This is a genomic window from Rhizobium herbae (assembly GCF_017873135.1).
In the GTDB taxonomy this organism is placed as follows: Bacteria; Pseudomonadota; Alphaproteobacteria; order Rhizobiales; family Rhizobiaceae; genus Pararhizobium; species Pararhizobium herbae.
In genome coordinates, this window is record NZ_JAGGJV010000012.1 from 112106 (window position 1) to 138243 (window position 26138).

Sequence of the window (26138 nt, forward strand, 5' to 3'; positions counted from 1 at the left end):
CTCATGATCCGGACTATCGCATTCATAGCCGCCATGCTGGCGATGTCGGGTATTGCGGGAGCACAGGGCTTTCCCGCCGACATCCTGAACACGCCTATCGACGGCTCCGTTGCGTCCTGGATCATCCGCACCTTTGGCCTTCTGACGGTCCTGTCGGTCGCTCCGGGCATCCTCATCATGGTGACGAGCTTTCCGCGCTTCGTCATCGCCTTCGCGATCCTTCGCTCCGGCATGGGGCTTGCCACGACGCCTTCCAACATGATCATGGTCAGTCTTGCGCTGTTCATGACCTTCTACGTCATGGCGCCGACTTTTGATCGGGCCTGGCAGAATGGCGTCAATCCGCTCCTGCAGAACCAGATCAATGAAACGGAGGCGATGACGCGCATCTCGGAACCGTTCCGGGAATTCATGCTCGCCAATACGCGCGACAAGGATCTGCAGCTGTTCATCGATATCGCTCGGGAAAAGGGCCAGACTGTCGTCGTCGGCGACAGGGTCGATCTGCGCGCCGTGGTGCCGGCCTTCATGATTTCGGAAATCAGGCGCGGTTTCGAGATCGGCTTCCTGATCATGCTGCCATTCCTGGTGATCGATCTGATCGTCGCGACCATCACCATGGCGATGGGCATGATGATGCTGCCGCCCACCTCGATCTCGCTGCCCTTCAAGATCCTTTTCTTCGTTCTCATCGACGGCTGGAACCTGCTTGTCGGCAGCCTCGTGCGGTCTTTCAACTGATCTCGCCGGCGTGGTTAATGGTTCGTCTATTTTTGGACGTTGGCTTGACCTTTGATAATCTGTCAAGCATTTGAATTTTATATATAAATTTAGGGGTCGGTTGCCGAGTCCTCCGCGATTTCCCCGTTCCGTATGCTCCAAAGATCCGGCTGCATTTAAACATATCGCAATGTTTCCCTGCGACATTACCCTCACATGACGGATTTGGACTTCCTGAAGAACAGGAGCCGAGTGGCATGATGCCGAACCGCCATCACCGGTAAGTATTTTAGTCCGGTATGTCCCCAATCTTGTATTTTGTATCTAGAGGGACAACCCCAATGACAAGCATCCTGACGAACTCTTCTGCAATGGCAGCACTTTCGACGCTGCGCTCCATCAGCTCCGACATGGAAACGACCCAGGGTCGTATCTCGTCCGGCCTGAAGGTTGGCAACGCATCCGACAACTCTGCCTACTGGTCGATCGCCACGACCATGAAGTCGGACAACAAGGCTCTTTCCACGGTTCAGGACGCTCTCGGTCTCGGCGCTGCCAAGACGGACACGGCTTACACCGGTTTGAACGCCGCCATCGACGTCGTTTCCGAAATCAAGGCCAAGCTTGTTGCTGCTCGCGAACCGGGCGTTGACAAGACCAAGATCAACAAGGAAATCACCGAGCTCAAGAACCAGCTGGTTTCGACAGCAACTTCGGCTTCCTTCTCCGGTGAAAACTGGCTCTACAACGACTCGACAACTGCCGTCGGCACCAAGGAAATGGTTGGCTCGTTCACCCGTTCCGCTTCCGGCACCGTTTCGGTCGGCGTTCTGTCCTTCGATGCTTCGACCTCGGTTCTGGTTGACACCAAGGACTCGACCAAGGGTCAGCTGACCAAGGCTGTCTCTGTTGCCCAGCCGAACGGCGCGACTGCCGCTACGACTGCCAACGCAACGTACCACCTGATCGTCGCTTCCGGCGGTACCGCCCCGACCGGTTCGGTTGCCATCGCCCTGACGGCAACGACTGCCGACGACGACATCGAAGGCATGATCAGCGCCGTTGACGCCATGCTGACCAACCTGACGGACTCGGCCGCTACCCTCGGCGCCACCAACAAGCGCATCTCGATGCAGGACGACTTCATGGCCGACCTGATGGATGTGATCGACAAGGGTGTCGGCCGCCTCGTCGACGCCGACATGAACGAAGAGTCGACCCGCCTCAAGGCTCTGCAGACGCAGCAGCAGCTCGGCATCCAGGCTCTCTCGATCGCCAACTCGGACTCGCAGAACATTCTGTCGCTCTTCCGTTAATCGAAAACGGCGCGGGCCGGCCATCCCCCCCAAACGGTGGGTTCGCGACCTACAGAAAACCGCATCTCGAAAGAGGTGCGGTTTTTTCTTTGCCGTCAAAAAATGTTTTCTGCCTTTAGGTTTTCCTTAACCATGTTGGTGTTTTCTATGACCATCGAAACAGCGGGTTAACCAAAAGATTTAACGCGTTAGCAGGCATGAAGCTGGCTGCTGTTTCCCGGTAACGACCGGAATGTCCCTTCCATTTCACCTGTTCAAAAGGGGCAGTTTTATCATGACGAGCATTCTCACCAATTCGGCTGCAATGGCAGCACTCTCCACCCTGCGTTCGATCAACGACGGTATGGAAACGACCCAGGGTCGCGTTTCCTCCGGCCTGCGCGTCGAAACGGCAGCGGACAATGCCGCTTACTGGTCGATCGCAACGACCATGAAGTCGGACAACAAGGCTCTCTCCACTGTCCAGGACGCTCTCGGTCTCGGCGCTGCCAAGACGGACACGGCTTACACCGGCCTCGACAACGCTATCGACGTCATCTCCGAAATCAAGGCCAAGCTGGTCGCTGCCCGCGAACCGGGCGTTGACAAGACCAAGATCAACAAGGAAATCACCGAGCTCAAGAACCAGCTGGTTTCGACGGCTCAGTCGGCTTCCTTCTCCGGTGAAAACTGGCTCTACAACGACTCGACAACTGCCGTCGGCACCAAGGAAATGGTTGGCTCGTTCACCCGTTCCGCTTCCGGCACCGTTTCGGTCGGCGTTCTGTCCTTCGATGCTTCGACCTCGGTTCTGATCGATACGAAGGACTCGACCAAGGGTCAGCTGACCAAGGCTGTCTCTGTTGCCCAGCCGAACGGCGCGACTGCCGCTACGACGGCCAACGCAACGTACCACCTGATCGTCGCTTCCGGCGGTACCGCTCCGACCGGTTCGGTTGCCATCGCCCTGACGGCAACGACTGCCGACGACGATATCGAAGGCATGATCAGCGCCGTTGACGCCATGCTGACGAGCCTGACGGATGCCGCCGCGACACTCGGCGCCACCAACAAGCGTATCGACATGCAGGACGACTTCATGGCCGACCTGATGGATGTGATCGACAAGGGTGTCGGCCGCCTCGTCGACGCCGACATGAACGAAGAGTCGACCCGCCTCAAGGCTCTGCAGACGCAGCAGCAGCTCGGCATTCAGGCTCTCTCGATCGCCAACTCCAACTCGGAAAACATCCTCTCGCTCTTCCGTTAATCGGACCAGAAAAAGCGATAGCGCCGGCGGGCGGATTTCACCATCGATCCGCCGGACATATCCCGAAAACCGCGTCCCGCAAGGGGCGCGGTTTTTTCGTTTCCCCAGTTGGCTTGCGCGAATCTTAACACTTCAGCAATGGAGATTTATTTTCGTTCATTTTGATTACCCACTTGCTAATGCTCTTAATGATTTGTTAACCATATGATTGTTAAGTGTTCGTTAAGAGCGATAGGCTGTCCTTGGGCTAAACATGGGGCAGTTTGCATGACGCTGGTCCCGTCGCTGCCGGTCATCAACCGGAATGTTCCGTTTAAATTCGAACTGGGGCAATGACCAAATGACCAGCATCCTGACCAATTCGGCGGCTATGGCCGCTCTCCAGACTTTGCGTTCGATCAACACCAACATGGAAGAAGTGCAGAACCGCATTTCTTCCGGCTATCGCGTCGAGACCGCTGCGGACAATGCGGCCTACTGGTCGATCGCGACCACCATGCGTTCTGACAACGCTGCCTTGTCGACCGTTCAAGATGCCCTTGGGCTCGGCGCGGCAAAGGTCGATACATCCTACGCAGGCATGAGTTCGGCGATCGACGTTGTCTCCGAGATCAAGGCAAAGCTCGTTGCTGCGCGTGAACCGGGTGTCGACAAGACCAAGATCAACAAGGAACTGACCGAACTCAAGAACCAGCTGGCATCCGCTGCCGAATCGGCCTCCTTCTCGGGTGAGAACTGGCTCTACAACGACAGCACCACGCCGGCCGGCACCAAGTCGATCGTCGCATCCTTCAACCGCTCGACGAGCGGCAATGTTTCCGTTTCGACCCTGGACTACAATACGGCCGCATCGATCCTGATCGATACCAAGAACTCCTCGCTCGGTCAGCTGACCAAGGCTGTCACCGTTTCCCAGCCGGTCGGTACAACTGCCGCCACCGGAACCGCAAACGCAACCTATCACCTGATTCTCGCTGATGGTGGCACCGCGCCGACTGGCTCGAAGATGGTTACCCTGACGACAACCACCAGCGACAACGACATCGATGGCATGATCAGCGCCGTCGACGCCATGCTCAGCAATCTGACCGATGCCGCATCGACGCTCGGCGCCATTACCAGCCGTATCGACATGCAGGAAAACTTCGTCGCCAACCTGATGGACGTGATCGACAAGGGCGTCGGCCGTCTGGTGGATGCCGACATGAACGAAGAATCGACCCGGCTGAAAGCGCTGCAGACGCAGCAGCAGCTTGGCGTCCAGGCTCTCTCGATCGCCAACACCAACTCCGAAAACATCCTGCGCCTGTTCCAGCAATAAGCGCGGACGCGCCGGATCGGTGGGCAATGATCCGGCTCGACTATCTTGTGTCGCCGCCTCTTTTTCGCGGGGATGCAAACACATCTTTCCGCCCTGCCGCCGGTCATCGGTATGGTGGAAACGGTTGGACCGCGCTAATTGCCCAGGCGCGGTCCAACACCTCATTGGGTCCAGATCTCATCGAGACCAGATATTCCATCGCCGACCTACATTTTCGCACAAGTTTGACCGGATAGTCTCCAGCCGCAGCCATCCTCATTCAGGTTGCCAGCCAATATGAATGTTGTGCTGCCGTTGTATGCGGCCTGCGCTGCCGGTTTTTCCGGCGGTGAGCCGGTACGGATTGAAAATGTTCGGGCCGTGCGGCACTTCCCGCTCCGCAGGGTCCTGAAGGAGACATTCCGGAAGTGTCACAGTCTTACGTTTTCAGGCTCGCAAGCCCAATACCGTCTGCAACCGAACGGGGGGCAGGCCCGGTCGTGATGGCAACCCGTGTCACGGGAGGCAGCCGATGAGTGCTTCTATTTCCCGTTATCTCAAGGATTTCAGCGCCCCGAAAGTCGATCTGTCCCTGGTTCCGCCGCGATATTTTCCGGATCTGGACGATGACTTCCCGGCCAACGGTGCTTTCGCCATGAAGCCGCAGGTTCAACCGCAGATCGACATTGACGCAGAGCGCCGCGATGCGTTCGCGCAAGGCCGCCGCGAAGCGGAAGCCGAGCAGTTCGCCCTGCAGGCGGCTGAGATCGCCGCCCTGAACGCGCGCCACACAGCAGAGCTGGAGGCCATGCGCGTGCGTTGCGAAAACGAAATCGCCGCCATGATCTTCGATCGTTTCTCCGACATGGGATCGCAACTCGCCACCATGCTTTCCGATCAGACCGCGCGGGTGCTGGCTCCTGTGATGGATGAAGTGCTGATGCAGAAATCAGTCGCCGACCTCGCCGGGATGATCACGCATTCTGTTGGGGCCGGCGAGGGCGCCAAGATCACGGTGAAAGGGCCTCTGGCTCTGTTCGAGGCGCTGAAGCGTCATCTCGACGATGAAACGCTGATCTTCCGCCATCAGGAAAGTGGCGATATCGATCTATCGGTCGAGTTCGGCGATTCGATCCTGGTGACGCGAATGGCCGCTTGGGCCGATACCGTTGGCAAGGTGCTGGCATGAGCGAGAACGAAAGCCATCACCACGGCAAGAACGAAATCATTGTCATCAAGCGCCATGGCGGCAACCATGACGGCCATCACGGCGGCGCCTGGAAAATCGCCTATGCCGACTTCATGACCGCGATGATGGCATTTTTCCTCGTCATGTGGCTGATCAACGCTGCAAACCCGCAAACCAAGGCAGCACTTGCCTCCTATTTCAACCCTGTCCAGCTGACCGATGCCAAGCCGTCCGAAAAGGGCGTGAAGCAGCCGGCCAAGGACGCCAAGGGTGAAGAAGACCAGATGAAGTCGAAGGTCAACGGCACGGAAACGAAGACCGGCGGTTCGGCAAAGAACGGCGATGACCTGACGGCAACCTCGGGCGAGGAAACCCAGTATTCCGACGCCGATTTCTTCGAGAATCCGTATTCCGTCCTTTCGGAGATCGTCAATGAAGTCGGCCGAAATGCCAATATCAGCGCCAAGGGCGACGGTGGCGCATCCACCTCGGGGCCTGCGACCGGCGCTGAAGGTGGCGAAGCCTATCGCGATCCGTTCGACCCCGATTTCTGGACGAAGCAGGTCGAATTGCAGAATGCGGAAAAGGGCGGCGAGAGCCTCGAAGCCAAGGCCGGGGACGGCCCGGCAAATGCATCGAGGGACAAAGCCGCAGCTGCGGAGAATCAGCCCGAAACCGCGATGAAGGATCCGTCCGACACGGCAGTACCGGTGAAGCCGGATGAAAATGCCGCCAAGACGTTGAAGGCCGAGATCGAGAAGGAAATCGGCGGTTCCGCCGGCAAGCTTGCCGAAGGACTGCTGGTAACGCCGACCGAAGGCGGGCTCCTGGTGACGATCAGCGAGCAGGCGGATGCGCCGATGTTCGGTGTCGGCTCCGCCGTGCCCGAAAAGGACATGGTGATCGCCATGGAAAAGATCGGCAAGCTCCTGTCGGCGCGCAGCGGTGCCATCGCCATCCGCGGCCATACGGACGGAAGACCATTCAAGAGGGGCGCCTATGACAACTGGCGGCTTTCCTCCGACCGGGCCCAGAGCGCTTACTACATGCTTATTCGCGGTGGTCTCGCCGAGAACCGTGTCAGCCAGATCAGCGGCTTCGCCGACAAGCGCCTGCAGGTTCCGAAGGATCCCCTGGCGCCTGCCAACCGCCGGATCGAAATCCTGCTTCAGACAAATCAGGGCTGATGGCGATGTTGAAGGCGATCCGTACCCTCCTTCTCTGCGCATGCGCCATCGGGATTGCACCCGCCACGGCCGCACGCGCGCAGGATCAGGAGGATCTGCCGCCCTACAAGATGCTGCGCTCCCTGCAATATATCCAGGATGCCATCGTTCTCGGGGACCATTCGGCGGCCGAAATGCAGCGCTTCATGCTGGCTGCGATCGACAAGCGGCTGCGGGAGTCCGCCCCTGCCGTTTTCGATGATCCACGAAATGTCGATGCGGCCTTCATCTATGCGATGAGCGGCGGCAATCCGGAAACGCTGTCCTACCTCGCGAACCAGGATATCAGCGGCAATTTCGATAGCCGCGTCATCGATGCGCTCGGTCACTATCTTGCCGGCAAAGGCGGGCTGATGGTCGAAAACCTGGCCAAGGCCATTCCGGAATACCGCAACTCTCGGGTCGGCCCATACCTTTACCTGGTTCTCGGCAATGCGGTCTCGCAACAGAGTCCGGCCAAGTCGCTGGAGTATTATGACTGGGCACGGCTGATGGCGCCCGGCACCAATATCGAGGAAGCGGCCCTACGGCGTTCGATTGCGCTGGCGACCCGTGGCGCCATGCCCGATAAGGGGTTCCGCTATTCGCTGTCCTATGCCCGGCGTTTCCTGACGTCTCCCTATGCCAGCCAGTTTGCCGACGTCTTCGTCGAATTGGCCGTGGCCAATTACGGGGAAAAGACGGAAGCCAAAATCCAGGAAATTCTCGGTTTCATGGACAGGCCGAGACAGCGTGAGGTCTATCTGCGGATCGCCCGCCGCGCTGCGATCGGCGGCATGCAGGAACTCGCGACGCTCGCCTCGGCACGGGCGCAAGACCTGTCGGACGTCGCTGACGCCGGGCCGAAAGCCCTGGCCAACCTCTATTCGGGTCTCGTCGGCGTTCCTTCGAAGGGCATACTCGAAGCGGTCAAGGACATCAGTTCTATTCCCGATGCCGAGCTCTCGCCTCGTGATCGCGCATTGCGTCAGGCAGCGACGGTCGTCGCGCGGGAGGTACTGCGGGCACCCGATTCCGAAAGCCTGACGCAAGCATCTGTTTCTAAAATAAAATCTGATATCAAAAAGGAAGAAGACGCAGCAGGCACAGGCAGCGGCGAAAGCCCATTTGCTGCGGCGGCGTCCGAGGCGGCTTTGAAAGCCGCTCAACCGGGCGACGCGCAGCAGACGGCTTTGCCGGCAGAAGGCCCGGCTGATCCGGTTCTCGATGCGTTTCTGAGCACAGGCCGCTCGAAACTCGACGAGATCGATTCTCTCCTGAAGGAGGAAGAACAACAATGACATTCGTAGACGACAACCTGCTTGGGACCAGCCCGATAAGGTCGGCTAAGTCCGGCGCCAAATCTGCAGGAAAGTCGCAGGACATGGACGCCGCCAATCAACGGGCCGCATTCGAGAATGCTTTCGCCGACGCCGGCAAGAAAAAGCAGCCGGTCGTCTCGATCAGTGCGAAACCGGCCCCGGAAAGCGGCCTTCCCGTTTCGCAGAACCTCTCGACCTCCGCCGCCAACATCCCCGCGACGGAGGCAGAAGCGCCTGCGACCGAGAAGGACGTATCATCTTCCAGGGGGAAAAATGCTGATGTGCTTGCCCCTGATATCGGAGACCCGGACACCAGCGAGGACGAACAGGTGTCACGCCGCGGATTTGTCCCGAAAAACGATGGGTTGATGAAACCCGCGATCGGCAATTCTTCCGACACTGCGTTGCGCGCGCCCGCCAAGACAATGCCGACGCAAGACGTCGAACAGGATCCGGCGGTCGCCGAAGGAAGCGATCAAAAGTTGAAATTCGCCCTGATGCTGCCGGATGGCAAAGCCGATCTGTTGTCGTCCATGGGGCTTGCCGGTGTCGGCGAAGACGCGACTATCGATGTGGACGGGCCGGTAGGTGAAAAGGTGGCCGGTCTGCTGGCGGTTGGTCTGCTGAAGGACGCGAAAACGCACCTCTCGAAGCACAACGATCTTAAAGCGGAAAAGGCCGACGAGACGCCGCCGTCAAAGTCTGCCGGCGACGCGGCCGATGCGACATCCGCGGATGTCAGCCAGTTGCTCACCCTGCTCGACACGGCACAGAGACCGGTGGATGCGAGCCAGTCCGTGCGAGCCGAAACAACCCCGGCGATGTCGGAATTCCAGGCACTCGCCGAACGCGCCGGAAAGGCGAAGACGGCTCCGAAGGATGCAACGGCGTCTAAAACCGATGGCGGTGTGTCCGCCGATGCGAATGCGGTCAAGAATGCAACCAAGGCGGGATCCGATCAGGTCTTCCGCTTTGCCCGTGCCGATGGCAAGGGCCAGGCGGTTTCCATGAATCTGGCTTCGGACGGCGACAAGACGGTCGTCAAGAATGATGTTCCCGCGACGTCCGCAAAGGCCGAAACCGTGACTGTTCTGGAAGCGCGCCGTTATCTTGGCCTCGCGCCGACCAGCAACGCGTCGGCCGTGACCAGCCAGATCGCCAGCAATCCGGAATGGGCGCGGGCCCTCCAGCCGAGCGCCGGGGCTGCGGCGCCGTTGACACAGGCGTCCACCGGCAAGGTTCTCAACACGCTGAAGATCCAGATGCACCCGATCGATCTTGGCATGGTAACGGCAACGTTGCGGCTCAAGGACGATGAATTGCATGTTGAGATCAAGGTCGAGACCGGTGATGCCTTCCGGCAGCTGAGCGACGATCAAAGCGCCATGGTCAAGGCGTTGCGTGCGCAGGGCTTCGCCGTCGATCAGGTCAATATCGTTTTCAATTCTTCGGATTCGAGCAGCAGCAATGCACAGCAGCAGGCGCAGCCTCAGGCGGGCCAGCAGGGTCGCGAGGCCGCTGGCGATAGCACAGGGCAGGGCAAGAGCCAGCGCAATGACAATGGCGGCCAGCAACAGGGTCGCGAAAGGTGGACGGGCAATGAAGGTACGGGCGATGCGTCTTCTGGTGCTGAGCTTAACCGCGCTGGTGACGTCTATATGTAGTGCACAGGCCAGTCCCGGGGTCTGCGAAAGCGAGATCACAGCCGCCGCGGCGAAATATCAGATACCGGCCGGCATCCTTTACTCCGTCGGTCTGACGGAAACCGGCAGGAAGGGATCGCTCCAGCCCTTTGCCATGAATATCGAGGGTAAGGCTTATTTTGAAAACAGCGCCGAGGAGGTGTTGCAACGCTTCACTGCGGCACGGGCACAGGGTGCCAAGCTGATCGATCTCGGCTGCATGCAGATCAACTACTACTTTCACGGAGAGAATTTCGCCTCGCCCGGCGAGATGCTTAACCCGCGGAAAAATGTCGAATACGCCGCCCGTTTCCTGTCCAATCTTCATGCCAGACACGAGACCTGGACAATGGCCGTGGCGCGCTATCACGCCGGACCGAACAACGACCCCGCACAGAAGAAATACGTCTGTCGGGTGATCGCCAATCTCGTCGCGACAGGCTATGGAAAGTGGACACCAAACGCGTCGACTTTCTGTCAATAATGCAACCTATAGATGATTTTCATTCGCTTTCTCGCTGCGCCGCAGCATTGCGGCGATATTGCGGTGGAAAAATGAACGCAAGCGGTTTCTTAAAATAGCGTTAACGTTTCCACACAAATTTTAGTGCTGTTTTTGTGTGTACCCACTAGATATAGATCAAATCGGCACACAAATCTTAATCTACTATTAATTTCAGCCACTAACATTCCATAGTTGTTCATGAATCCCCCGATTCGTACCTCTTAACCATAGAGGCACCATACTGATTCGGAGGCGGACGAATGATCGTAGTGGTTGATGAGCGTGAGCTCGTGAAAGACGGATATACTTCACTATTTGGACGGGAGGGTGTGCCCTCCCAGGGGTTCGATCCAAGCGAATTCGGGGACTGGGTTTCCACGGCTGCCGATAGCGACATCGACGCGGTCGAGGCGTTCCTGATCGGTCAGGGCGAAAAGGCCATGAGCCTCCCCCGCGCCATCCGGGACCGGTCTTCGGCCCCGGTCATTGCAATCAGCGACAGCCCTTCATTGGAAACAACGCTGGCGTTTTTCGACTGCGGCGTCGACGACGTGGTGCGCAAGCCGGTTCATCCCCGGGAAATCCTGGCGCGGGCGGCAGCGATCCGCCGCCGTTTGAAGGCGCTGGTGAACTTCACCGACATCGGCCCGATCCGCGTGTTCTCGGATGGTCGGGACCCGGAAGTCCAGGGCGAGGTTTTCGCCCTGCCGCGCCGCGAGCGCCGCATTCTCGAATATCTGGTCTCCAACCGCGGGCGCCGCGTTTCCAAGTCCCAGATCTTCAATGCCATCTACGGCATCTTCGATGAGGACGTCGAAGAAAACGTCGTCGAAAGCCATATCAGCAAGCTGCGCAAGAAGCTGCGCAAGCGGCTCGGCTTCGATCCGATCGATTCCAAGCGTTTCCTTGGCTACTGCATCGACTGGAGCTGATCTTCGCTCGGGATCGGATGTGCGGCATCCGATCCCTCTCAAGACAGGTTCACGCAAGGCCCACCCCATAGTCTCGCCATAACGACGAAAACGAGGATCGGACATGAGTCTTTACGGAATGATGAGAACCGGCGGTTCCGGCATGAACGCTCAGGCAAACCGCCTGGGCACGGTCGCCGAAAACATCGCCAACGCCAGCACAACCGGCTACAAGCGGGCATCGACGGAATTTTCTTCCCTGATCCTGCCGAGCAGCAACGGTTCGTACAATTCGGGCGGTGTCGAAACGAAAGTTCGCTACAGCATTTCCGAGCAGGGCGCGACCACCTACACCACGTCGAGCACCGATCTTGCCATCAACGGCGGCGGTTTTTTCATTGTCTCCGGTGCAAACGGCTCCAACTTCCTCACCCGCGCCGGTGCCTTCGTTCCGGATGCCGATGGCAATCTGGTTAATTCCGCCGGCTACAGCCTGATGGGCTACGAATACGAAGAAGGCGTCGACCCGACGGTTGTCGTCAACGGCTTCGATGGCTTGACGAAGGTCAACCTTGCCTCCGACGGTCTGGTTGCCAAGGGGTCCACGACCGGAACCATGGGTGCAAACCTGAATTCGGCGGATGCCATCGGCACCGAATCCTCGACATCGCTCAGCGTCTTCGACAGCCAGGGCAACTCGCGTCTTCTCGATTTTGTCTACAGCAAGACTGGTGCGAACGCATGGAGCGTAGAAGTGCGTGATCGTACCTCCTACAGCGCCGGTCCGCCGGCCGTAGGTGTCTTGGGTACCAAGGCACTGGCCTTCAACTCAGACGGCGAATTGACGACCACCCCGTCAACCTTGACAACGACCGCGATGGTCGGTCTTCCAGGCACCGGCGCAGATCTCAGCGCCCTGACGATCGATCTCGCCAAGACCACGCAGCTCGGCTACAAGTTCAATCCGGACGGTGGTACCATCGACGGCAATGCGCCGAGCAAGGTGGCCGGCTACCAGATCGACGACGAAGGTATCGTCTTCGTCAAGTATGAAAACGGCGATCTCGATCCGCGCTATCGCGTCGCGCTTGCCAGCGTCCAGAGCCCGGACAATCTCGTTCCGCAATCGGGCAACGTCTATTCGCAGGGTGTGGATTCAGGCGTCATCGTCACCGGTTTTGCCGGCTCCGGCGATTTCGGCAGCATCCAGTCCGGCGCACTCGAAGGCTCCAACGTCGATATCGCCAACGAACTGACGGCGATGATCGAATCCCAGCGCAGCTACACCGCAAATTCGAAGGTCTTCCAGACAGGCGCCGACCTGCTGGACGTTCTTGTGAACCTGAAGCGGTAATTGAAAGTACAGGCTGAGTCATGTCTCTGTCATCTGCGATAAACACCGCAAATTCGATCTTCAGCAACACGGCGCAGCAGACCGCGATCGTGTCGAAGAATATCGCGAATGCCAGCAACTCGGATTATTCGCGCCGGCTGGCGATGCTCGGTACCAGCGGCAATGGAGCGCAGGTCGTTTCCATCCAGCGGGCGCAGAATGACGCATTGCTCAAGCAGAACATGGTCAGCATCTCGCAGGCCTCCGCTCAAGGTACGCTTTTTGCGGGCCTGGAGACCTTGAAATCCGCGCTCGGCGGCAACGACTACGAAACGGCGCCATCCACCTATCTGGCGTCGTTTCGTGACAGCTTGCAGACTTTCGCCTCGACGCCCGGCAACACGACGGTCGCGGCAACGCTGGTGCAGGATGCCACCGATCTGGCGAACTCGCTCAACAAGACCTCGACCTCCGTCCAGGACATGCGCCTGGAAGCCGACAAGGAGATTGCAAGTTCCGTCGATAAGCTCAACGGCTTGCTGGCGGATTTTGAAAAGGCCAACAACGGCGTCCTGAGTGCAACGGCGTCAGGTGCAGACGCCAGCGATGCGCTCGATCAGCGCGACAAGCTGCTGCGCCAGATTTCCGAGATCGTCGGCATCTCGACGGTGACGCGGTCGAACAACGATACGGTCATCTATACGTCCGATGGCACGGTCCTTTTTGAAAACACGCCCCGCAAGGTGACCTTCCAAGCCACCTCGGGCTTTGGTGCGACGACGACCGGGCAGAAGGTCTATATCGACGGAGTTCCCGTCGCCGCCGGGGCTGGGGGGAATACCTCCGGAGAGGGAAAGCTCTCGACGCTGCTGCAATTGCGCGATGAGATCGCGCCGAAATACCAGTCGCAGCTGGATGAGGTTGCGCGCGGTCTGGTCGAGCTCTTCAAGGAACAGAGCGGCGCCACCACTTTGCCGGGGCTCTTCACCTGGACGCCGGCGGTTCCGCCTGCAACCGTGCCACCCGCAGGGACAACCGTGCCCGGCATCGCCGCCACGCTGAAGGTCAATCCGCTGGCGCTGTCGAACCCGCTGCTTGTTCGCGACGGCGGCTTCAACGGCGCTGCCTATGTTCAGAATACAACAGGAAGCTCAGGTTACTCGGACCTCCTGGACAAGTTCACGGCAGCCATGGACGGCAATCTGGCATTCGACACCGCGACCGGCCTTGACGGAAGCACCAGCATTATGGACTTCGCAACCTCGTCGGTCGGCTGGCTCGAGGATTTGCGCAGCAGCGCCTCGACGGCAAACGACAACAAGGTCGCTTTGCTTTCGCGCACGCAGGAAGCCCTGAACAACGAGACCGGCGTCAGTATGGACGAGGAACTCTCGCTGCTGCTCGACCTGGAGCAATCCTACAAAGCATCGGCCAAACTGGTCAGTACCGTGGACGCCATGATGGCGGCACTTCTGGAAGCTGTGAGGTAATCATGAAGACGTCCTTCGTTTCAAATCTGGCTGTCCAGAACGCTATGCGGCTCACCATTCAGCAGAGCCAGTCCGAAGTTGTGAAGCTGCAGGCGGAAGTTACCACCGGCCGCCATGCCGATGTCGGCGTCGCGCTCGGCGGCTCCACGTCGCGCTCCCTCGACCTTCAGCGGGAAATGGCCCGAATGCAGACGCTGACCAGCACCAACGCCGTTGTCACGCAGCGCCTCGCCGCCTCGCAGGGAGCGCTTACGTCGGTTGCCGACGCCGCACAATCGATCAATAAGGTTATGATCGGTTTGAGTGGAAGCAATTCGGCGGATCAGCTGACGATCGCCAAGACCGAGGTCACCAACGCGCTTTCGATCTTCAACTCGGCGATTAACACCTCTTTCAATGGCGAATTTCTGTTCTCCGGCATCAACACCGACGTGAAGCCGATGATTGACTACAATAGTGCCGAGGGGGCTGCGGCCAAGGCGGCCTATAATACGGCTCTGACGACCTTCATGGGTGCGCAGGTGCCGCCGCTGACGGCGATGAACCAGTTTTCCAAAGCGCAGATGGAAGATTTCATCACCAACACGCTGGAGCCTATGTATGTCGATACCGACCCGGCTGCCGGGGATCAGTCGCGCTGGCAGACAGATTGGTCCAGCGCATCCGACCAGACCATGACAAGCCGGATCTCGACGACGGAAGTGGTGCCGAGTTCGACGACCGCCAATTCCGACGGCATGCGCAAGTTCGCCCTGGCGAGCGTTATCGCCTCGGAACTGCTCGGTGCGGATGTCAGCTCCGAGGTTCGCTCCACGATAAGCGGGTCGGTGACCAGCTATATAGGCGAGGCCATCTCCGGAATCGACGCGCAGCGCAGCGATCTCGGTATCTCCGAAGCGCGGGTGAAGAAGGCCAACACCTCTCTTGCAGCGCAGATCAAGCTTGTGACGACTCATATTTCCGATCTTGAAGGTGTCGATACCTACGCGGCGTCAACGCGGATGAACACGCTGCTGACCCAGATCGAAACCTCCTACACGCTGACCTCGCGGCTTCAGCAACTGAGTTTGATAAACTACCTCTGATGAGATGAGGAACCGGACAAACATGAGGGATGTCTGAATGTATCAGTTTTCTTACGCCGAGATCATGGAGGACGGCGTCGCCGACTCCAAGGATCGCGAACGGCAGGTACTCGACCGCTCGATTGCGCTGCTTGCAGCTGCAAAACAGCAGAAAGGGTATTCGAGGGAGGCCATCGAGGCGATTTACTACACAAGGCGCGTCTGGATCCGGTTCATCGAGGATCTTCGCGCTTCGGACAATCAGCTGAACGATGAGCTGCGCGCCAACCTTATTTCCATAGCCATCTGGATCTTGGGCGAGACGGAAAAGATTCGCAAACGCGAGTCCTCGAACTTCCAGGGCATCATAGACATCACAACCATCATCAGGGATGGACTCAAATGAAAAGCACACTGCGTATTTCGCTGAAGTCGGGCGAACGGATTTTTGTCAACGGGGCGGTGTTGCGTGTCGACCGTAAGGTTGCAGTCGAGTTCCTGAATGACGTGACATTCCTGCTCGAGAACCATGTTCTGCAGCCGGAAGATGCGACGACTCCCCTGAAACAGCTCTATTTCATCGCCCAGATGATCCTGATCAATCCGGAAGGCGCCGAGCAGTCGACGAACATGTTCCGCAAGTCGGTCATCATGCTTCTCAATTGCTTCAAGAACGACGAGGTCGTCTCGGAGCTCAAGAAGATCGACGGCATGGTAACCCAGGGGCGCGCCTTCGACGCACTGAAGGCGATCCGCGGTCTCTACGCGGTCGAAGACAAGATTCTGAACAACCAGGAAATCACCCCGGCAACGATCGAACAGATTCGCAAGGAGATTGCACCATGGCGGTAAGCGGCGTCACATCAACCGGCAGCTACATCCCCACGGCATCCGGAACGGAATCGGGCACGGACGCGGCTTCGGCCAGCCTCAACTACGACAGCTTCCTGAAGCTGCTTGTGGCCCAGATGAAAAACCAGGATCCGACCGAGCCGATGGATTCGACGGAGCAGATCGCGCAGCTCGCGACCTTCTCGCAGGTCGAACAGACGATCAAGACCAATACCAATCTCGAGAGCCTCCTGCAGCGCACCTCGCTCAGCGAAGCCAATGCGGTCATTGGCAAGACGGTGACGAGCGCCGACGGCAAGACAACTGGTGTCGTGAAGGAAGTGAAGCTATACTCGGATGGAATCATCGCGGTGCTTGATACCGGCAAGGAGCTTGTCGTAGGCCCGGGTGTTACCGTAAAGTGATAGCTCATGAATGAGGCTGATGCCCTCGATATCGTACAGGCGGCGATCTGGACCGTGGTCGTCGCTTCCGGGCCAGCCGTCCTCGCCGCCATGGTGGTGGGCGTCGTCATCGCCTTCATTCAGGCGCTGACCCAGGTGCAGGAAATGACCCTGACCTTTGTGCCGAAAATCCTCGCCGTCCTGGTGACGGTCGCACTATCAGCCTCTTTCGTCGGTTCGCAGATTTCCATCTTCACCGATGTCGTCTTCTCCCGCATTCAAAGCGGCTTTTGATGAGGCAGGCCGCCGTCTTGGGCGGACTTTGAATAACCATGGACGCTGCGAAAAGCGCGTCCGCTTCCTTCTTTCAGACAATGATGCCACCTTCGCGCAAGTTTGGTGCGTTAGGCCTGCTGCTTAGTTTGGGCAGCAGGTATGAATGCTGTCCGCCTCTCATGAAGAGACGGAATTTCCGATGGCACAACCTCCTGCTCTGATCATTCCGAAAGTCGCGCCCAAAGGCCGGGATATTGGCTTTGCGCTCGGCATCGTAGCGATCCTGTCGATCCTCTTTCTGCCGATACCGCCGTTTCTGATCGACATCGGGCTGGCCTTTTCCATCGCATTCTCCGTTCTCATCCTGATGGTTTCCCTGTGGATCCAGAAGCCGCTGGATTTCTCGTCCTTTCCCGTCATCCTGCTGATCTCGACGATGACCCGCCTGTCGCTCAATATCGCGACGACGCGCGTCATTCTTTCGCACGGGCATGAGGGACATGATGCGGCCGGTGGCGTCATCGCCGGCTTCGCCGAACTCGTCATGGGCGGCGATTTCGTCATCGGTCTGATCGTCTTTTTGATCCTGATCACGGTGAATTTCATCGTCATCACCAAGGGCGCCACGCGTATCGCGGAAGTCGGCGCCCGCTTCACCCTGGATGCCATCCCCGGCAAGCAGATGTCGATCGACGCCGACCTCTCGGCCGGTCTGATCGACGAGAAGGAAGCGCAACGCCGCCGGCGCGAGCTGGAAGAGGAAAGCTCGTTCTTCGGCTCCATGGACGGTGCCTCGAAGTTCGTGCGCGGCGACGCCATCGCCGGCCTGCTGATCACCGCCATCAACGTCTTCGGCGGCATCATCATCGGTTACGTCCGCCACGACATGTCGATCGGCGAGGCCGCCGACGTTTTTGTCAAGCTGTCGGTTGGTGACGGTCTGGTTTCCCAGATCCCCGCGCTGATCGTATCGCTGGCCGCAGGCCTGCTCGTGTCGCGCGGCGGCACCTCGGGTTCTACCGACCAGGCGGTGGTCAACCAGCTTGCCGGTTATCCGCGCGCCCTCATGGTCGCGTCCGGTCTTATCCTCATGCTTGCCTTCATGCCGGGTCTTCCCTTTGTCCCGTTTGCTGTCCTGGGCGGCGGCATGGCCTTTCTGAGCTGGGTAATTCCCCGTCAGCTGGAGGCGGCCAACAAGCTCAAGCGCGATCAGGATCAGCAGACGGCGCAGCACAAGACGGACAGCGAAAAGGACTCGGTCAAGTCGGTTCTGAAGACATCGGAAATCGAACTGCTGCTGGGCAAGCAGGTATCGACACGTCTTCTCGGCGCGCATCAGGAACTGGCGTTCCGCGTCGGCAAGATGCGCCGCAAGTTCGCTGGCCAATACGGTCTGATCGTTCCGGAAATCAAGGTTTCGGATGACATCAGCATTCCAGACAAGGCCTATCACATCCGCATCCACGGCACGACGATTGCCTCGAACACGGTTCGTGTCGGCGAAGTCATCGTTGTCACCGGCGGCGGCCGCAAGCCGAGCGTTCCGGGGGACGACATCCGCGAGCCCGCTTTCGGCATGCCGGCCGTGTCGATCCTCGAAACCTTTACCGAGGATCTGAAGCGCGAAGGCTTCCATCCGATCGACAACGTCTCCGTGGTGCTGACGCATCTCTCCGAAGTCATCCGCAACAACCTGCCGCAGCTTCTCTCCTACAAGGATGTGAAGATCCTGATCGAACGGCTCGATCCGGAATATCGCAAGCTGGCCGACGAAATCTGCACCTCGCACATGTCCTATTCCGGTCTGCAGGCGGTGCTGAAACTGTTGCTTGCCGAGCGCGTCTCCATCCGCAACCTGCATCTGATTCTCGAAGCGGTCGCCGAACTCGCGCCGCATGTGAGGAAGACCGAGCAGATCGTCGAGCATGTGCGCGTGCGCATGTCGCAACAGCTGTGCGGCGATCTCGCCGACAACGGCACGCTGCGCGTCCTGCGCCTCGGCAACAAGTGGGACATGGTCTTCCACCAGGCGCTGAAGCGCGACGCCAAAGGCGAGATTGTCGAATTCGACATCGACCCGCGCCATCTGGAGGAGTTCAGCGAGCAGGCGACCAAGGTTATCCGTGAACATCTCGACCGCGGCATGCCGTTCGTACTGGTAAGTTCGCCCGAATCCCGCTCTTATGTGCGCATGATCATCGAGCGTCTTTTTGCAACATTGCCGGTTCTCTCGCATGTCGAGCTTGCCAAGGGCCTCGAGATAAAGATCATTGGCTCGATCTCATGATTTCCGATCCGGAAGGCACAGTGCTGGCGCTCTTCGCCGCATTCTGCCGGATCGGCGCCTGCATCATGGTCATGCCCGGATTCTCGACGGCGCGCGTATCTGTCCAGATCCGCATCTTCGTTGCGCTGGCGATCTCGATGGCGGTCCTGCCGATCATGTGGAACGAGATCTATCCGCAGATTTCCGGCAAGGGGCATACCTATATCTACATCGTCGCCACGGAGACTGTCATCGGCAGCGTTATCGGCCTGATCGCCCGCTACTACGTGCTCGGTCTGCAATTCACCGGCACCGTGATTACGATGATGATCGGCTTCAACGCGCCGCCGGCCTCCGATGTCCTTGAAGACACGGCCGAGAACCAGCTGACCAATCTGATCAGCTTTGCCGGTTTGATGGTTCTGTTCATGCTCGATTTCCACCACGTCATCCTGTCGAGCATTGTCGATTCCTACAAGGTGATGCCGCTCGGCGCCGGATTCGATCCGCAAGGCGTCCTTATCACCCTCACCAACGCGCTGGAGACGACGTTTTACATCATGCTGCGGCTGGCCAGCCCCTTCATTATCTATGGCCTTCTGTTCAACGTCGCCGTCGGCATGGTCAACAAGCTGGCGGCGCAGATGCCGCTCTATTTCATCTCGCTGCCGTACCTGATCATGGGCGGTATGTTTCTCCTCTATCTCGGTATCGCAGCGATGCTGAAGCTGTTTGCCGACGGCTTCGGCCCGATGATGCAAGGGAGCTAGCGATGACGAAAAGCCGGTCGGAAAAACTCAAGCGCCTCGTCGCCGTGCAGCGGCACCTGGAGCAGATGGCGGAAAGCGAATTGGCCGAAACCGCCAGGCAGCGCCGCGATCTCGCCGAAACCATCGATGTCGTGGCCGATGCCATGGGATCTGCAAGCCCGCTGCATGCGATGTTTTCCGGGCATTATGCCTCGCAACTCGGCCGTCTTGCGCAGAAGGACCAGATGCTGCTCGGCATCCAGCAGGGGCACGAAACCCGCGTTCTCAAGGAACGGGCCAAGGGCGACCGGCTGGAGGAAAACATGAAGGAGGCGCGTGTCCTGGAGGACCGCACCGAGGCCGACAATGCCATCTACGACCTCGTCGATCAGCATATGATGAGCGGATCACCAGCTTCCGGTAAGGTTGGCCGGTCATAGTGCGGCTTCAGGGCCGGGTGTCTGTGCGTCCGGACCGCTTGTTTAAACTGCTGAAATTGTGGAGTTATCGCTGGCGCTGATACAAGCGTCGCTTGGGCTCCGTGACCGAGAGGGACACCGCATGGCTATTTCTCCTCCAAGCGACCTGGTGATGGATGTCGTGCGCGCCGCCGATCCGGCGGAAGTGCAGGAAGCACAGGCGCGTCTGAAGGCCAATCGCGCCGCTTTTCAGGCGACGAGCCTTGCCGAAAACGGAAACGGCTTTGCCAACACGGTCGCAGTTCTGAAACAGGACAGCGCGACCAACAGTCTCGGCGACATCAACAATCGTGCCGAGGCCAAGAAAATTCCGGAGAGCTACCGCAAGTTCGAGGCCATGGTGCTGCAGAACTTCGTGAAGTCGATGCTGCCCACCGAAAGCGAAGAGATCTACGGCAAAGGCACGGCCGGTGACATGTGGAAGAGCATGATGGCCGAGCAGATCGGCAACGTCATGGCGCAGGGCGACGGCGTCGGCATTGCCGAGAGCATGGTAACGGACCGTATCGTCGGCTCGGAAGGTCCTGACCGGGTGAACGCATCGCTCGACGGCAATGACAACAATGTCGCGCTGAGCATGGTGCAGGAATACGAACGCAAGGCCGTCGCCAATTTCATGGGAACCGAAGACAAGAGCGGACAAGCTTGAGGTTGTCCGGGCGGATAGCCCGGGCCGGCCAGATACAGAAGTTTCGCGCACACGTCACGCCAAGGGCCAAGACCCGCGTGCCGCTAGCGCCAACGGGAGCCAAATAATGGAAGTTGCAGCATCGAGTGACGTGCGTATCCAGAACGTGTTGGGGCGTCTCGAAATGATCCTCGACAACGAGAACACCCGGATCGGCATTGATCCAAGCTTCGATCTGAAGGCGTCGAATGCGCGCAAGAGCCGGTGCCTGTATGAACTGACGATGTTGCATCGCGACGCTTCGCCGAACGAGATTTCGCCGTCCTTCGTCTCGCAGACGCGTCATATCAAAACCAAGCTGATGGCGAATTCGCAGAAGGTGAATGCGCATATGGAAGCCTGCCGATCGGTCGTCGATCTTCTGAAAACTGCAGTGCAGGACGCGGACGCGGACGGCATCTATTCCGAACAGCAGTTCCGCTACGGCGATTTCTGATGTTGAAGCTTGTTTTCACCGGTGTCTGGATTTGCGCCGTATCGCTCGGATCCGTCTATTTTTCGATCCAGCATGCGTCGGCGCCGGTGGAAACGGATGCGGAGGCTGAACGCCGCGCATTGCAGGAATATGTGCCGGGCGAATTGATCACCGTGCCGGTGATCGCCGATGGCGCGGTGCAGGGCTACTTCCTCACCAAACTTTCATTCTCGGTCGACAAGGCCAAGGCCAAGAATATGGAAGTGCCGCTCAAGGAATCGGTGACGAATGCGCTGTTCGATATTCTCGTTGGCCAGAAGCTCATCAATGTGGCTGACACCAGCAACTTTGACCTTGCGAGTTTCAAGACCGCGGTGAAGGACGGGCTCAACAAGCAGTTTCGCGACGAAGTGATCTTCGGGGTGCTTGTCGAACAGCTCGAATATCTGTCGAAGACGGACGTTGCCCGTATCGCCAATTCGGCGAACGAAAAACAGCGCAAGCCTGTGCCGATCGTCGACAAGAACGGCGAAACAGCCCACGATCAGATGCCCGAAAGCGAAAAACGCGCGGCCGCGGCCGGCCATTGAGCCGAAGGCAGACGTCGCTCAGTTTTTTTCCGGGTTGCGATACTGCTCATTGACGAAACCGAACTCCATCATCAGGCGCCCCCAGGCCACGTAGAAGTGGTAAAGCCCCGCTGATGGCAGCTTGCTTGACCTCCACAACGAGACGCCACGAAAAGGCGAAACTGCCAAAAGTGCCAGCGATTTGGCAACGGTCCGGGCGCGGCCGGCAAGGCCGGGCGCGGCGCGGTGTTCAAGCAGCGCCGAAATTGCCCCGTTTCTCAGGCTTCGCGCCCTGATCCAGGACATTTCCGTTCGCCGCGCCGGGATGGTCTCGGCAACCCAGGCTTCTGCCGCCCAGGCGAATGTGAAATCCTTCTCGCGGCAGCGTCGATAAAAATCGCTGTCTCCCCCGCCGATGAAATTGAAAAGCGGATCCAGGAAAGGTCTTGGCATGGCGTCGAGCACCGGCCGCGTGATCAATACGTTGCCCGAGGAGTAAAGGATCGGAACCGGGCCTGTCGTGTCGTAATGGGGCATGAAGACCGGGTGTCGCTTGCGATCATTGCGCGCCCTGTTTTCGAAATCGGGTAGTTGCGGCCCGCCCACCAGATCCGCTCGCGTCTGTGCCTGTACCGAAACGAGACTGTCGAGCCAGTCGGGGGCGGCAATCTCGTCGTCGTCGATGACGGCGATGGCCCGAAGGTTGGGATAGGTGGCGAGTGCCATGCTCCAGCCGGCATTATAGGCATGGCAATTTCCGCGCTGGTGCGCGATCACCACGAGGGCGTTGATCCGGTGGTCGGCAAAGAACGTTTTCGCAGCTTCTGCGCCTTCAAGACCGTTCGCGTCGTTCTCCATCACCACGATCGCGAATGGGCAGCCGGGGTCCTGTGAAATAACGGTTTTCAGGGTTTTCAGCAGATGTTCCGGCCGCCGGAATGTTGGCAGCGTGACGACGAATTCGATGCTGTCAGCCGCATCCACCGCCGTCTGGCAAAACACAGTCACATCCTGGTCGGGCGGGGTCATGGCGGAAACCTGTTGAAGGCGAAGATCTGACAAGCACTAAAGCAAATCTTCCTAAACAGATGCTAAATTTCCAAATTCGCTTTTGAATGAATGGTTTAAAGGTCATTTCACGCCGTGTTGCTACAGTCCGGGCAGTTGTTCTCAAGTCTCGTGTGGCAGCATGCATCTGGTTTTCGTTTCCTCGCTGGTGCCGGTGGAGAACCCTTCATCGGGGTTCGACATTGCCAACCGCGCCGTCCTTGACGGTCTTCGCGCCCTCGGCCACCGGGTGAGCGTGATCGGCTATCTGCAGCCTGGACAAAATCCTGCTGCGGGCGGTGACATGCATGTCCTCGGCGAACTCGAAGTCACCAACGCCAAGGTGGGGACCGCAACAAAGCTACGCTGGCTGGCAACGGCATTTCTCAAGCGCACGACCCTGTCTTCGGCGAAGATGTTGACCGTCGACGGCGAGCACATCGAGACGCTGCTGCAGGGGCTGCTGCCATTCGACGGGATCCTCCTCAATTCCGTGCAATTGCCGGGCGCCTTTGCCGGCGTCTTCCAGAAACATCCGACGATCTACATCGCCCACAATGTCGAAGCCGACTCGGCGCTCGAAAATGCAGCAACCGCGTCCGGGCGGCTGGAACGGCTGCTGTTCAAGCGCGAGGCTCATTACCTCGAGCAGGTCGAGCGACAGCTGACCCAGGCCGCCTCGGCGATCTGGACCTTTGCCGAGGCCGATCGTTTCGGATTCGGCTACACGGTCTCGGATCGTGCAGCCGTCCTGCCGCTGGTGACGCGCTGGGATCTGCCCGTGACCAGCGTTGAAAAGCTGCCGGAATACGATCTGGCTCTGATCGGTACCTGGAGCTGGCAGGCCAACAGGATTGGCCTTGACTGGTTTTTGTCCAAGGTCGTGCCGCTGCTGCCGGCCGATATGTCGATTGGCATCGCCGGCCAGTTGCCGGACGCGCCGGCAATTACCCATCCCGGGGTCCATTTTCTCGGCCGGGTGCCGGACGCACGCGCTTTCGTCGAAGCCGGCGCTGTCGTTCCGCTGATCAGCCGTGGCGGTACGGGGGTCCAGTTGAAGACCATCGAGATTTTCGAACTCGGCATGCCGAGCGTTGCCACAAACGCATCGCTGCGCGGCATTGGCGAGCTTCCCGGCAACTGCGCGGTTGCCGACGATCCCGCTGATTTTGCGCGGTTGCTGACGGAAAAAGTCGCACAGGTTCGAGCGGGCAATCGTCAGCGCTTGTCGGGAGCGGCCTTTCATCAGGCGCAGAAATCCAGGCTTCTCGCGACGCTGGAACGGGGCCTTTCCCGTTTCGCAAGGCCGGCTGCTGTGTCCGGTCCGACCTTCGCCGTAGAACTCGCCGAGCCGTCATCCATGAACAAGAAATCGGCCAGCGCGCCCTATGGCTTTGCCGTGCATGAGGGAGGGAAATCCCGATGAATGTCTTCCCGGGCACATCGATCGTCGCATCGCAACGCATGATCCTCGACATGCCGGTCTGCGATTTCGGCTGGGCGGATGCCTTCGCCTTTGCCGACGAAATCTCGTCGCTGCCGATCGGGCAGACGGTGATTTCGTTCCTCAACGCCAACAATGCCAATCTGATGATGCATGATCCGGAGTACCGGGCCGTCCTCAATCGCCACATCGTCCTGCCCGACGGGCACGGCGTCGATCTGGCGTCCTGGCTGTTCCATGGAAAGACTTTTCCTGCCAACCTGAACGGGACGGACTTCGTGCCGGCGCTGATGACCTATATGACAACGCCAAGGCGTGTCGCAATGATCGGCGCCCGTCCGGAGGTTCTGGCGCGGGCTGCGGAAAATTTCCGCAGACATGCGCCTTGGCACGAGTTCATTGCGGTTGCCGACGGCTATTTCGATGCGGCCCAATCCGACGAGGTCATGGTCAGGGTCCGTGCGCTCAAGCCGGACATCCTGCTGATCGCCATGGGCAGCCCGAAACAGGAGAAATGGATCGACCGCCATGTCGGTCCAGGCCACGCCCGGCTTGTCATCAGCGTCGGCGCGCTGTTCGATTTCATGGCGGAGGAGGTGCCGCGTGCATCGTCGACCGTGCGGCGCCTGCGTCTGGAATGGCTGCATCGGCTCGTCCACGAGCCGGGCCGTCTCTGGCGCCGTTATCTCCTGGGCAACCCGTTGTTCATATACTATATTCTCCGCCACAAGCTGAGAGGGCGGGAAAAGACGTCGCAGATCGGCGGGCACCGCGCCGGATCACGGTCTTTCTGACGGATACCAAGATGCGCACAGCTGTCGTGACCGCCTCCTACGCCAATGATTTCGAACGCTGCCGTCTTTTGTGCGAGAGCATGGATATGCGGCTGAAGGGCGATTGGGTTCATTATCTGCTCGTCGCGCCCTTCGACGTTGCCTTGTTTCGCCAATTGGAAGGCTCGCGCCGGCAGGTCATCAGCGAGAGCGATCTCCTGCCTTGGTGGCTGCGCGCCGTTCCGGACCCGATGTCGGGCGGTCGCCGCAAGCTCTGGATCAGCCCCTATAGCCTGCCCTTGCGCGGCTGGCATGTGCAGCAGCTGCGCCGGCTGGCGCTGTCCCGGCATATCGGGGAAGCGACCATGTTCGCCGTCGATTCCGATGTGGTCTTCCTGCGTGATTTCGACCCTGCGACCCTCTGGCAAGGCGACCGGCTGACGCTCTATCGCAAGAATGGCGCCATCGGCGAGCGGATGCGCTCCAACCACCTCGAATGGCTTGCCCATTCCGACCGGCTCCTGGGCATCGGCCCGTTCAGCCTTCCGGCCAATGACTATATCAATACGCTGATTGCCTGGCGCACCGACACCTGCCGGGCGCTGCTCGATCATGTCGAGGCGCTGCACGGTCGCAACTGGATTCGCGCCATGATCCGTTCGCGTCAGTTTTCGGAATGCATGATCTACGGCCGTTTCGTCGATGAGGTGCTGATGGGCGAGGGGCATGCCGCGTCGCCCGATGGGCTCTGCCACGTTCTCTGGTTCGACGACAGCTATACGCGCGACATCGGCGGGCTCAGGCATTTCATGGGCGAGATGGCGCCGCACCAGATCGGTATCGGCGTGCAGTCGTTTGTCGGGCACGATCTCGCCGACATTCGCAACGCCGTTCTCGAACGCGCCGCCTGA

Annotated in this window: 27 protein-coding genes; 26 read left to right on the plus strand and 1 reads right to left on the minus strand. The window is 59.1% G+C overall.

The window, feature by feature from the left end:
• Positions 1-3 precede the first annotated feature (3 nt).
• The 23 genes from fliP (at position 4) to J2Z75_RS26710 (ending at position 21984) form a co-directional block, all read left to right on the plus strand.
• The gene (gene fliP, locus J2Z75_RS26600; RefSeq protein ID WP_209856643.1) at positions 4-741 is read left to right on the plus strand and encodes a flagellar type III secretion system pore protein FliP; all 738 of its coding nucleotides are present in this window, start codon (positions 4-6) and stop codon (positions 739-741) included.
• A gap of 320 nt (positions 742-1061) precedes the next feature.
• Complete coding sequence (locus J2Z75_RS26605; RefSeq protein ID WP_209856645.1) at positions 1062-2036, plus strand: flagellin N-terminal helical domain-containing protein; 975 nt, start codon at positions 1062-1064, stop codon at positions 2034-2036.
• Between the two features lie 274 nt (positions 2037-2310).
• Positions 2311-3285 carry a flagellin N-terminal helical domain-containing protein gene (locus J2Z75_RS26610; protein ID WP_209856646.1) on the plus strand — a complete coding sequence of 325 codons (975 nt, stop codon included), beginning with the start codon at positions 2311-2313 and terminating at the stop codon, positions 3283-3285.
• A gap of 340 nt (positions 3286-3625) precedes the next feature.
• The gene (locus tag J2Z75_RS26615) at positions 3626-4606 is read left to right on the plus strand and encodes a flagellin N-terminal helical domain-containing protein (protein WP_209856647.1); all 981 of its coding nucleotides are present in this window, start codon (positions 3626-3628) and stop codon (positions 4604-4606) included.
• Positions 4607-5117: 511 nt separating this feature from the next.
• Positions 5118-5774: a hypothetical protein gene (locus J2Z75_RS26620; protein WP_209856648.1), complete on the plus strand. Its 657-nt coding sequence runs from the start codon at positions 5118-5120 to the stop codon at positions 5772-5774.
• A complete protein-coding gene (locus J2Z75_RS26625; RefSeq protein WP_209856649.1) occupies positions 5771-6961 on the plus strand; it encodes a flagellar motor protein MotB in 1191 nt (396 codons plus the stop codon). The genes J2Z75_RS26620 and J2Z75_RS26625 overlap by 4 nt, the downstream gene beginning before the upstream one ends.
• A gap of 5 nt (positions 6962-6966) precedes the next feature.
• Entirely contained in the window at positions 6967-8280 is a 1314-nt protein-coding gene (motC, locus tag J2Z75_RS26630; protein WP_234937589.1) for a chemotaxis protein MotC, read from the plus strand.
• Positions 8277-9965 carry a flagellar hook-length control protein FliK gene (fliK, locus tag J2Z75_RS26635; protein WP_234937590.1) on the plus strand — a complete coding sequence of 563 codons (1689 nt, stop codon included), beginning with the start codon at positions 8277-8279 and terminating at the stop codon, positions 9963-9965. The genes motC and fliK overlap by 4 nt, the downstream gene beginning before the upstream one ends.
• Positions 9916-10467 (plus strand): transglycosylase SLT domain-containing protein, encoded by a 552-nt coding sequence (locus J2Z75_RS26640; RefSeq protein ID WP_209856652.1) that lies wholly within the window; start codon positions 9916-9918, stop codon positions 10465-10467. The genes fliK and J2Z75_RS26640 overlap by 50 nt, the downstream gene beginning before the upstream one ends.
• A 281-nt stretch (positions 10468-10748) precedes the next feature.
• On the plus strand, positions 10749-11420 hold the full coding sequence (gene rem, locus J2Z75_RS26645) for a transcriptional activator Rem (RefSeq protein WP_209856654.1): 672 nt from the start codon (positions 10749-10751) through the stop codon (positions 11418-11420).
• A gap of 103 nt (positions 11421-11523) precedes the next feature.
• Entirely contained in the window at positions 11524-12753 is a 1230-nt protein-coding gene (locus tag J2Z75_RS26650) for a flagellar hook protein FlgE (RefSeq protein ID WP_209856656.1), read from the plus strand.
• A 20-nt stretch (positions 12754-12773) separates the two neighbouring features.
• A complete protein-coding gene (flgK, locus tag J2Z75_RS26655) occupies positions 12774-14222 on the plus strand; it encodes a flagellar hook-associated protein FlgK (protein WP_209856658.1) in 1449 nt (482 codons plus the stop codon).
• A gap of 2 nt (positions 14223-14224) precedes the next feature.
• Positions 14225-15307 (plus strand): flagellar hook-associated family protein, encoded by a 1083-nt coding sequence (locus J2Z75_RS26660; protein ID WP_209856660.1) that lies wholly within the window; start codon positions 14225-14227, stop codon positions 15305-15307.
• A gap of 37 nt (positions 15308-15344) precedes the next feature.
• Positions 15345-15692, plus strand: coding sequence for a flagellar biosynthesis regulator FlaF (gene flaF / locus J2Z75_RS26665; RefSeq protein ID WP_018324193.1), 348 nt, complete (start codon positions 15345-15347; stop codon positions 15690-15692).
• Positions 15689-16138, plus strand: a complete 450-nt coding sequence (flbT, locus tag J2Z75_RS26670) for a flagellar biosynthesis repressor FlbT (protein WP_209856662.1) — start codon at positions 15689-15691, stop codon at positions 16136-16138. The genes flaF and flbT overlap by 4 nt, the downstream gene beginning before the upstream one ends.
• Complete coding sequence (gene flgD, locus J2Z75_RS26675; protein WP_209856664.1) at positions 16129-16542, plus strand: flagellar hook assembly protein FlgD; 414 nt, start codon at positions 16129-16131, stop codon at positions 16540-16542. The genes flbT and flgD overlap by 10 nt, the downstream gene beginning before the upstream one ends.
• Positions 16543-16548: 6 nt before the next feature.
• On the plus strand, positions 16549-16815 hold the full coding sequence (gene fliQ / locus J2Z75_RS26680) for a flagellar biosynthesis protein FliQ (RefSeq protein ID WP_209856665.1): 267 nt from the start codon (positions 16549-16551) through the stop codon (positions 16813-16815).
• Positions 16816-16996: 181 nt separating this feature from the next.
• Positions 16997-19084, plus strand: a complete 2088-nt coding sequence (flhA, locus tag J2Z75_RS26685; RefSeq protein ID WP_209856667.1) for a flagellar biosynthesis protein FlhA — start codon at positions 16997-16999, stop codon at positions 19082-19084.
• Positions 19081-19833, plus strand: coding sequence for a flagellar biosynthetic protein FliR (gene fliR / locus J2Z75_RS26690; RefSeq protein WP_209856669.1), 753 nt, complete (start codon positions 19081-19083; stop codon positions 19831-19833). The genes flhA and fliR overlap by 4 nt, the downstream gene beginning before the upstream one ends.
• Before the next feature lie 2 nt (positions 19834-19835).
• Entirely contained in the window at positions 19836-20252 is a 417-nt protein-coding gene (locus tag J2Z75_RS26695; RefSeq protein ID WP_209856671.1) for a hypothetical protein, read from the plus strand.
• A 121-nt stretch (positions 20253-20373) separates the two neighbouring features.
• Positions 20374-20940, plus strand: coding sequence for a rod-binding protein (locus J2Z75_RS26700; protein WP_209856673.1), 567 nt, complete (start codon positions 20374-20376; stop codon positions 20938-20940).
• Positions 20941-21046: 106 nt separating this feature from the next.
• Positions 21047-21415, plus strand: a complete 369-nt coding sequence (locus tag J2Z75_RS26705) for a hypothetical protein (RefSeq protein ID WP_209856675.1) — start codon at positions 21047-21049, stop codon at positions 21413-21415.
• Complete coding sequence (locus J2Z75_RS26710) at positions 21415-21984, plus strand: hypothetical protein (RefSeq protein ID WP_209856678.1); 570 nt, start codon at positions 21415-21417, stop codon at positions 21982-21984. The genes J2Z75_RS26705 and J2Z75_RS26710 overlap by 1 nt, the downstream gene beginning before the upstream one ends.
• A gap of 18 nt (positions 21985-22002) precedes the next feature.
• Here J2Z75_RS26710 and J2Z75_RS26715 read toward each other — a convergent pair whose 3' ends face one another.
• A complete protein-coding gene (locus J2Z75_RS26715; RefSeq protein WP_209856680.1) occupies positions 22003-22992 on the minus strand; it encodes a glycosyltransferase family 2 protein in 990 nt (329 codons plus the stop codon).
• A gap of 160 nt (positions 22993-23152) precedes the next feature.
• Between J2Z75_RS26715 and J2Z75_RS26720 the strand changes: the two genes are divergently transcribed.
• Genes J2Z75_RS26720 through J2Z75_RS26730 form a run of 3 tightly spaced genes read left to right on the plus strand, consistent with a single transcriptional unit; the run spans position 23153 to position 26138 of the window.
• Positions 23153-24436: a glycosyltransferase gene (locus tag J2Z75_RS26720; RefSeq protein ID WP_209856682.1), complete on the plus strand. Its 1284-nt coding sequence runs from the start codon at positions 23153-23155 to the stop codon at positions 24434-24436.
• Positions 24433-25248: a WecB/TagA/CpsF family glycosyltransferase gene (locus J2Z75_RS26725; RefSeq protein WP_209856685.1), complete on the plus strand. Its 816-nt coding sequence runs from the start codon at positions 24433-24435 to the stop codon at positions 25246-25248. Before J2Z75_RS26720 ends, J2Z75_RS26725 begins: the two co-directional genes overlap by 4 nt.
• A gap of 11 nt (positions 25249-25259) precedes the next feature.
• A complete protein-coding gene (locus tag J2Z75_RS26730; RefSeq protein ID WP_209856687.1) occupies positions 25260-26138 on the plus strand; it encodes a DUF6492 family protein in 879 nt (292 codons plus the stop codon).

Bases quoted from the DNA above. Each gene is read 5' to 3' on its own strand.
- flbT (WP_209856662.1), top strand. From the start codon at position 15,689: ATGAAAAGCACACTGCGTATTTCGCTGAAGTCGGGCGAACGGATTTTT.
- motC (WP_234937589.1), top strand. From the start codon at position 6,967: ATGTTGAAGGCGATCCGTACCCTCCTTCTCTGCGCATGCGCCATCGGG.
- flhA (WP_209856667.1), top strand. From the start codon at position 16,997: ATGGCACAACCTCCTGCTCTGATCATTCCGAAAGTCGCGCCCAAAGGC.
- rem (WP_209856654.1), top strand. From the start codon at position 10,749: ATGATCGTAGTGGTTGATGAGCGTGAGCTCGTGAAAGACGGATATACT.
- J2Z75_RS26610 (WP_209856646.1), top strand. From the start codon at position 2,311: ATGACGAGCATTCTCACCAATTCGGCTGCAATGGCAGCACTCTCCACC.
- J2Z75_RS26615 (WP_209856647.1), top strand. From the start codon at position 3,626: ATGACCAGCATCCTGACCAATTCGGCGGCTATGGCCGCTCTCCAGACT.
- flaF (WP_018324193.1), top strand. From the start codon at position 15,345: ATGTATCAGTTTTCTTACGCCGAGATCATGGAGGACGGCGTCGCCGAC.
- J2Z75_RS26660 (WP_209856660.1), top strand. From the start codon at position 14,225: ATGAAGACGTCCTTCGTTTCAAATCTGGCTGTCCAGAACGCTATGCGG.
- J2Z75_RS26625 (WP_209856649.1), top strand. From the start codon at position 5,771: ATGAGCGAGAACGAAAGCCATCACCACGGCAAGAACGAAATCATTGTC.
- J2Z75_RS26720 (WP_209856682.1), top strand. From the start codon at position 23,153: ATGCATCTGGTTTTCGTTTCCTCGCTGGTGCCGGTGGAGAACCCTTCA.
- J2Z75_RS26640 (WP_209856652.1), top strand. From the start codon at position 9,916: ATGCGTCTTCTGGTGCTGAGCTTAACCGCGCTGGTGACGTCTATATGT.
- J2Z75_RS26710 (WP_209856678.1), top strand. From the start codon at position 21,415: ATGTTGAAGCTTGTTTTCACCGGTGTCTGGATTTGCGCCGTATCGCTC.
- flgK (WP_209856658.1), top strand. From the start codon at position 12,774: ATGTCTCTGTCATCTGCGATAAACACCGCAAATTCGATCTTCAGCAAC.
- J2Z75_RS26605 (WP_209856645.1), top strand. From the start codon at position 1,062: ATGACAAGCATCCTGACGAACTCTTCTGCAATGGCAGCACTTTCGACG.
- J2Z75_RS26620 (WP_209856648.1), top strand. From the start codon at position 5,118: ATGAGTGCTTCTATTTCCCGTTATCTCAAGGATTTCAGCGCCCCGAAA.
- J2Z75_RS26730 (WP_209856687.1), top strand. From the start codon at position 25,260: ATGCGCACAGCTGTCGTGACCGCCTCCTACGCCAATGATTTCGAACGC.
- J2Z75_RS26650 (WP_209856656.1), top strand. From the start codon at position 11,524: ATGAGTCTTTACGGAATGATGAGAACCGGCGGTTCCGGCATGAACGCT.
- J2Z75_RS26695 (WP_209856671.1), top strand. From the start codon at position 19,836: ATGACGAAAAGCCGGTCGGAAAAACTCAAGCGCCTCGTCGCCGTGCAG.
- J2Z75_RS26715 (WP_209856680.1), bottom strand. From the start codon at position 22,992: ATGACCCCGCCCGACCAGGATGTGACTGTGTTTTGCCAGACGGCGGTG.
- J2Z75_RS26725 (WP_209856685.1), top strand. From the start codon at position 24,433: ATGAATGTCTTCCCGGGCACATCGATCGTCGCATCGCAACGCATGATC.
- fliP (WP_209856643.1), top strand. From the start codon at position 4: ATGATCCGGACTATCGCATTCATAGCCGCCATGCTGGCGATGTCGGGT.
- J2Z75_RS26705 (WP_209856675.1), top strand. From the start codon at position 21,047: ATGGAAGTTGCAGCATCGAGTGACGTGCGTATCCAGAACGTGTTGGGG.
- flgD (WP_209856664.1), top strand. From the start codon at position 16,129: ATGGCGGTAAGCGGCGTCACATCAACCGGCAGCTACATCCCCACGGCA.
- fliK (WP_234937590.1), top strand. From the start codon at position 8,277: ATGACATTCGTAGACGACAACCTGCTTGGGACCAGCCCGATAAGGTCG.
- fliQ (WP_209856665.1), top strand. From the start codon at position 16,549: ATGAATGAGGCTGATGCCCTCGATATCGTACAGGCGGCGATCTGGACC.
- fliR (WP_209856669.1), top strand. From the start codon at position 19,081: ATGATTTCCGATCCGGAAGGCACAGTGCTGGCGCTCTTCGCCGCATTC.
- J2Z75_RS26700 (WP_209856673.1), top strand. From the start codon at position 20,374: ATGGCTATTTCTCCTCCAAGCGACCTGGTGATGGATGTCGTGCGCGCC.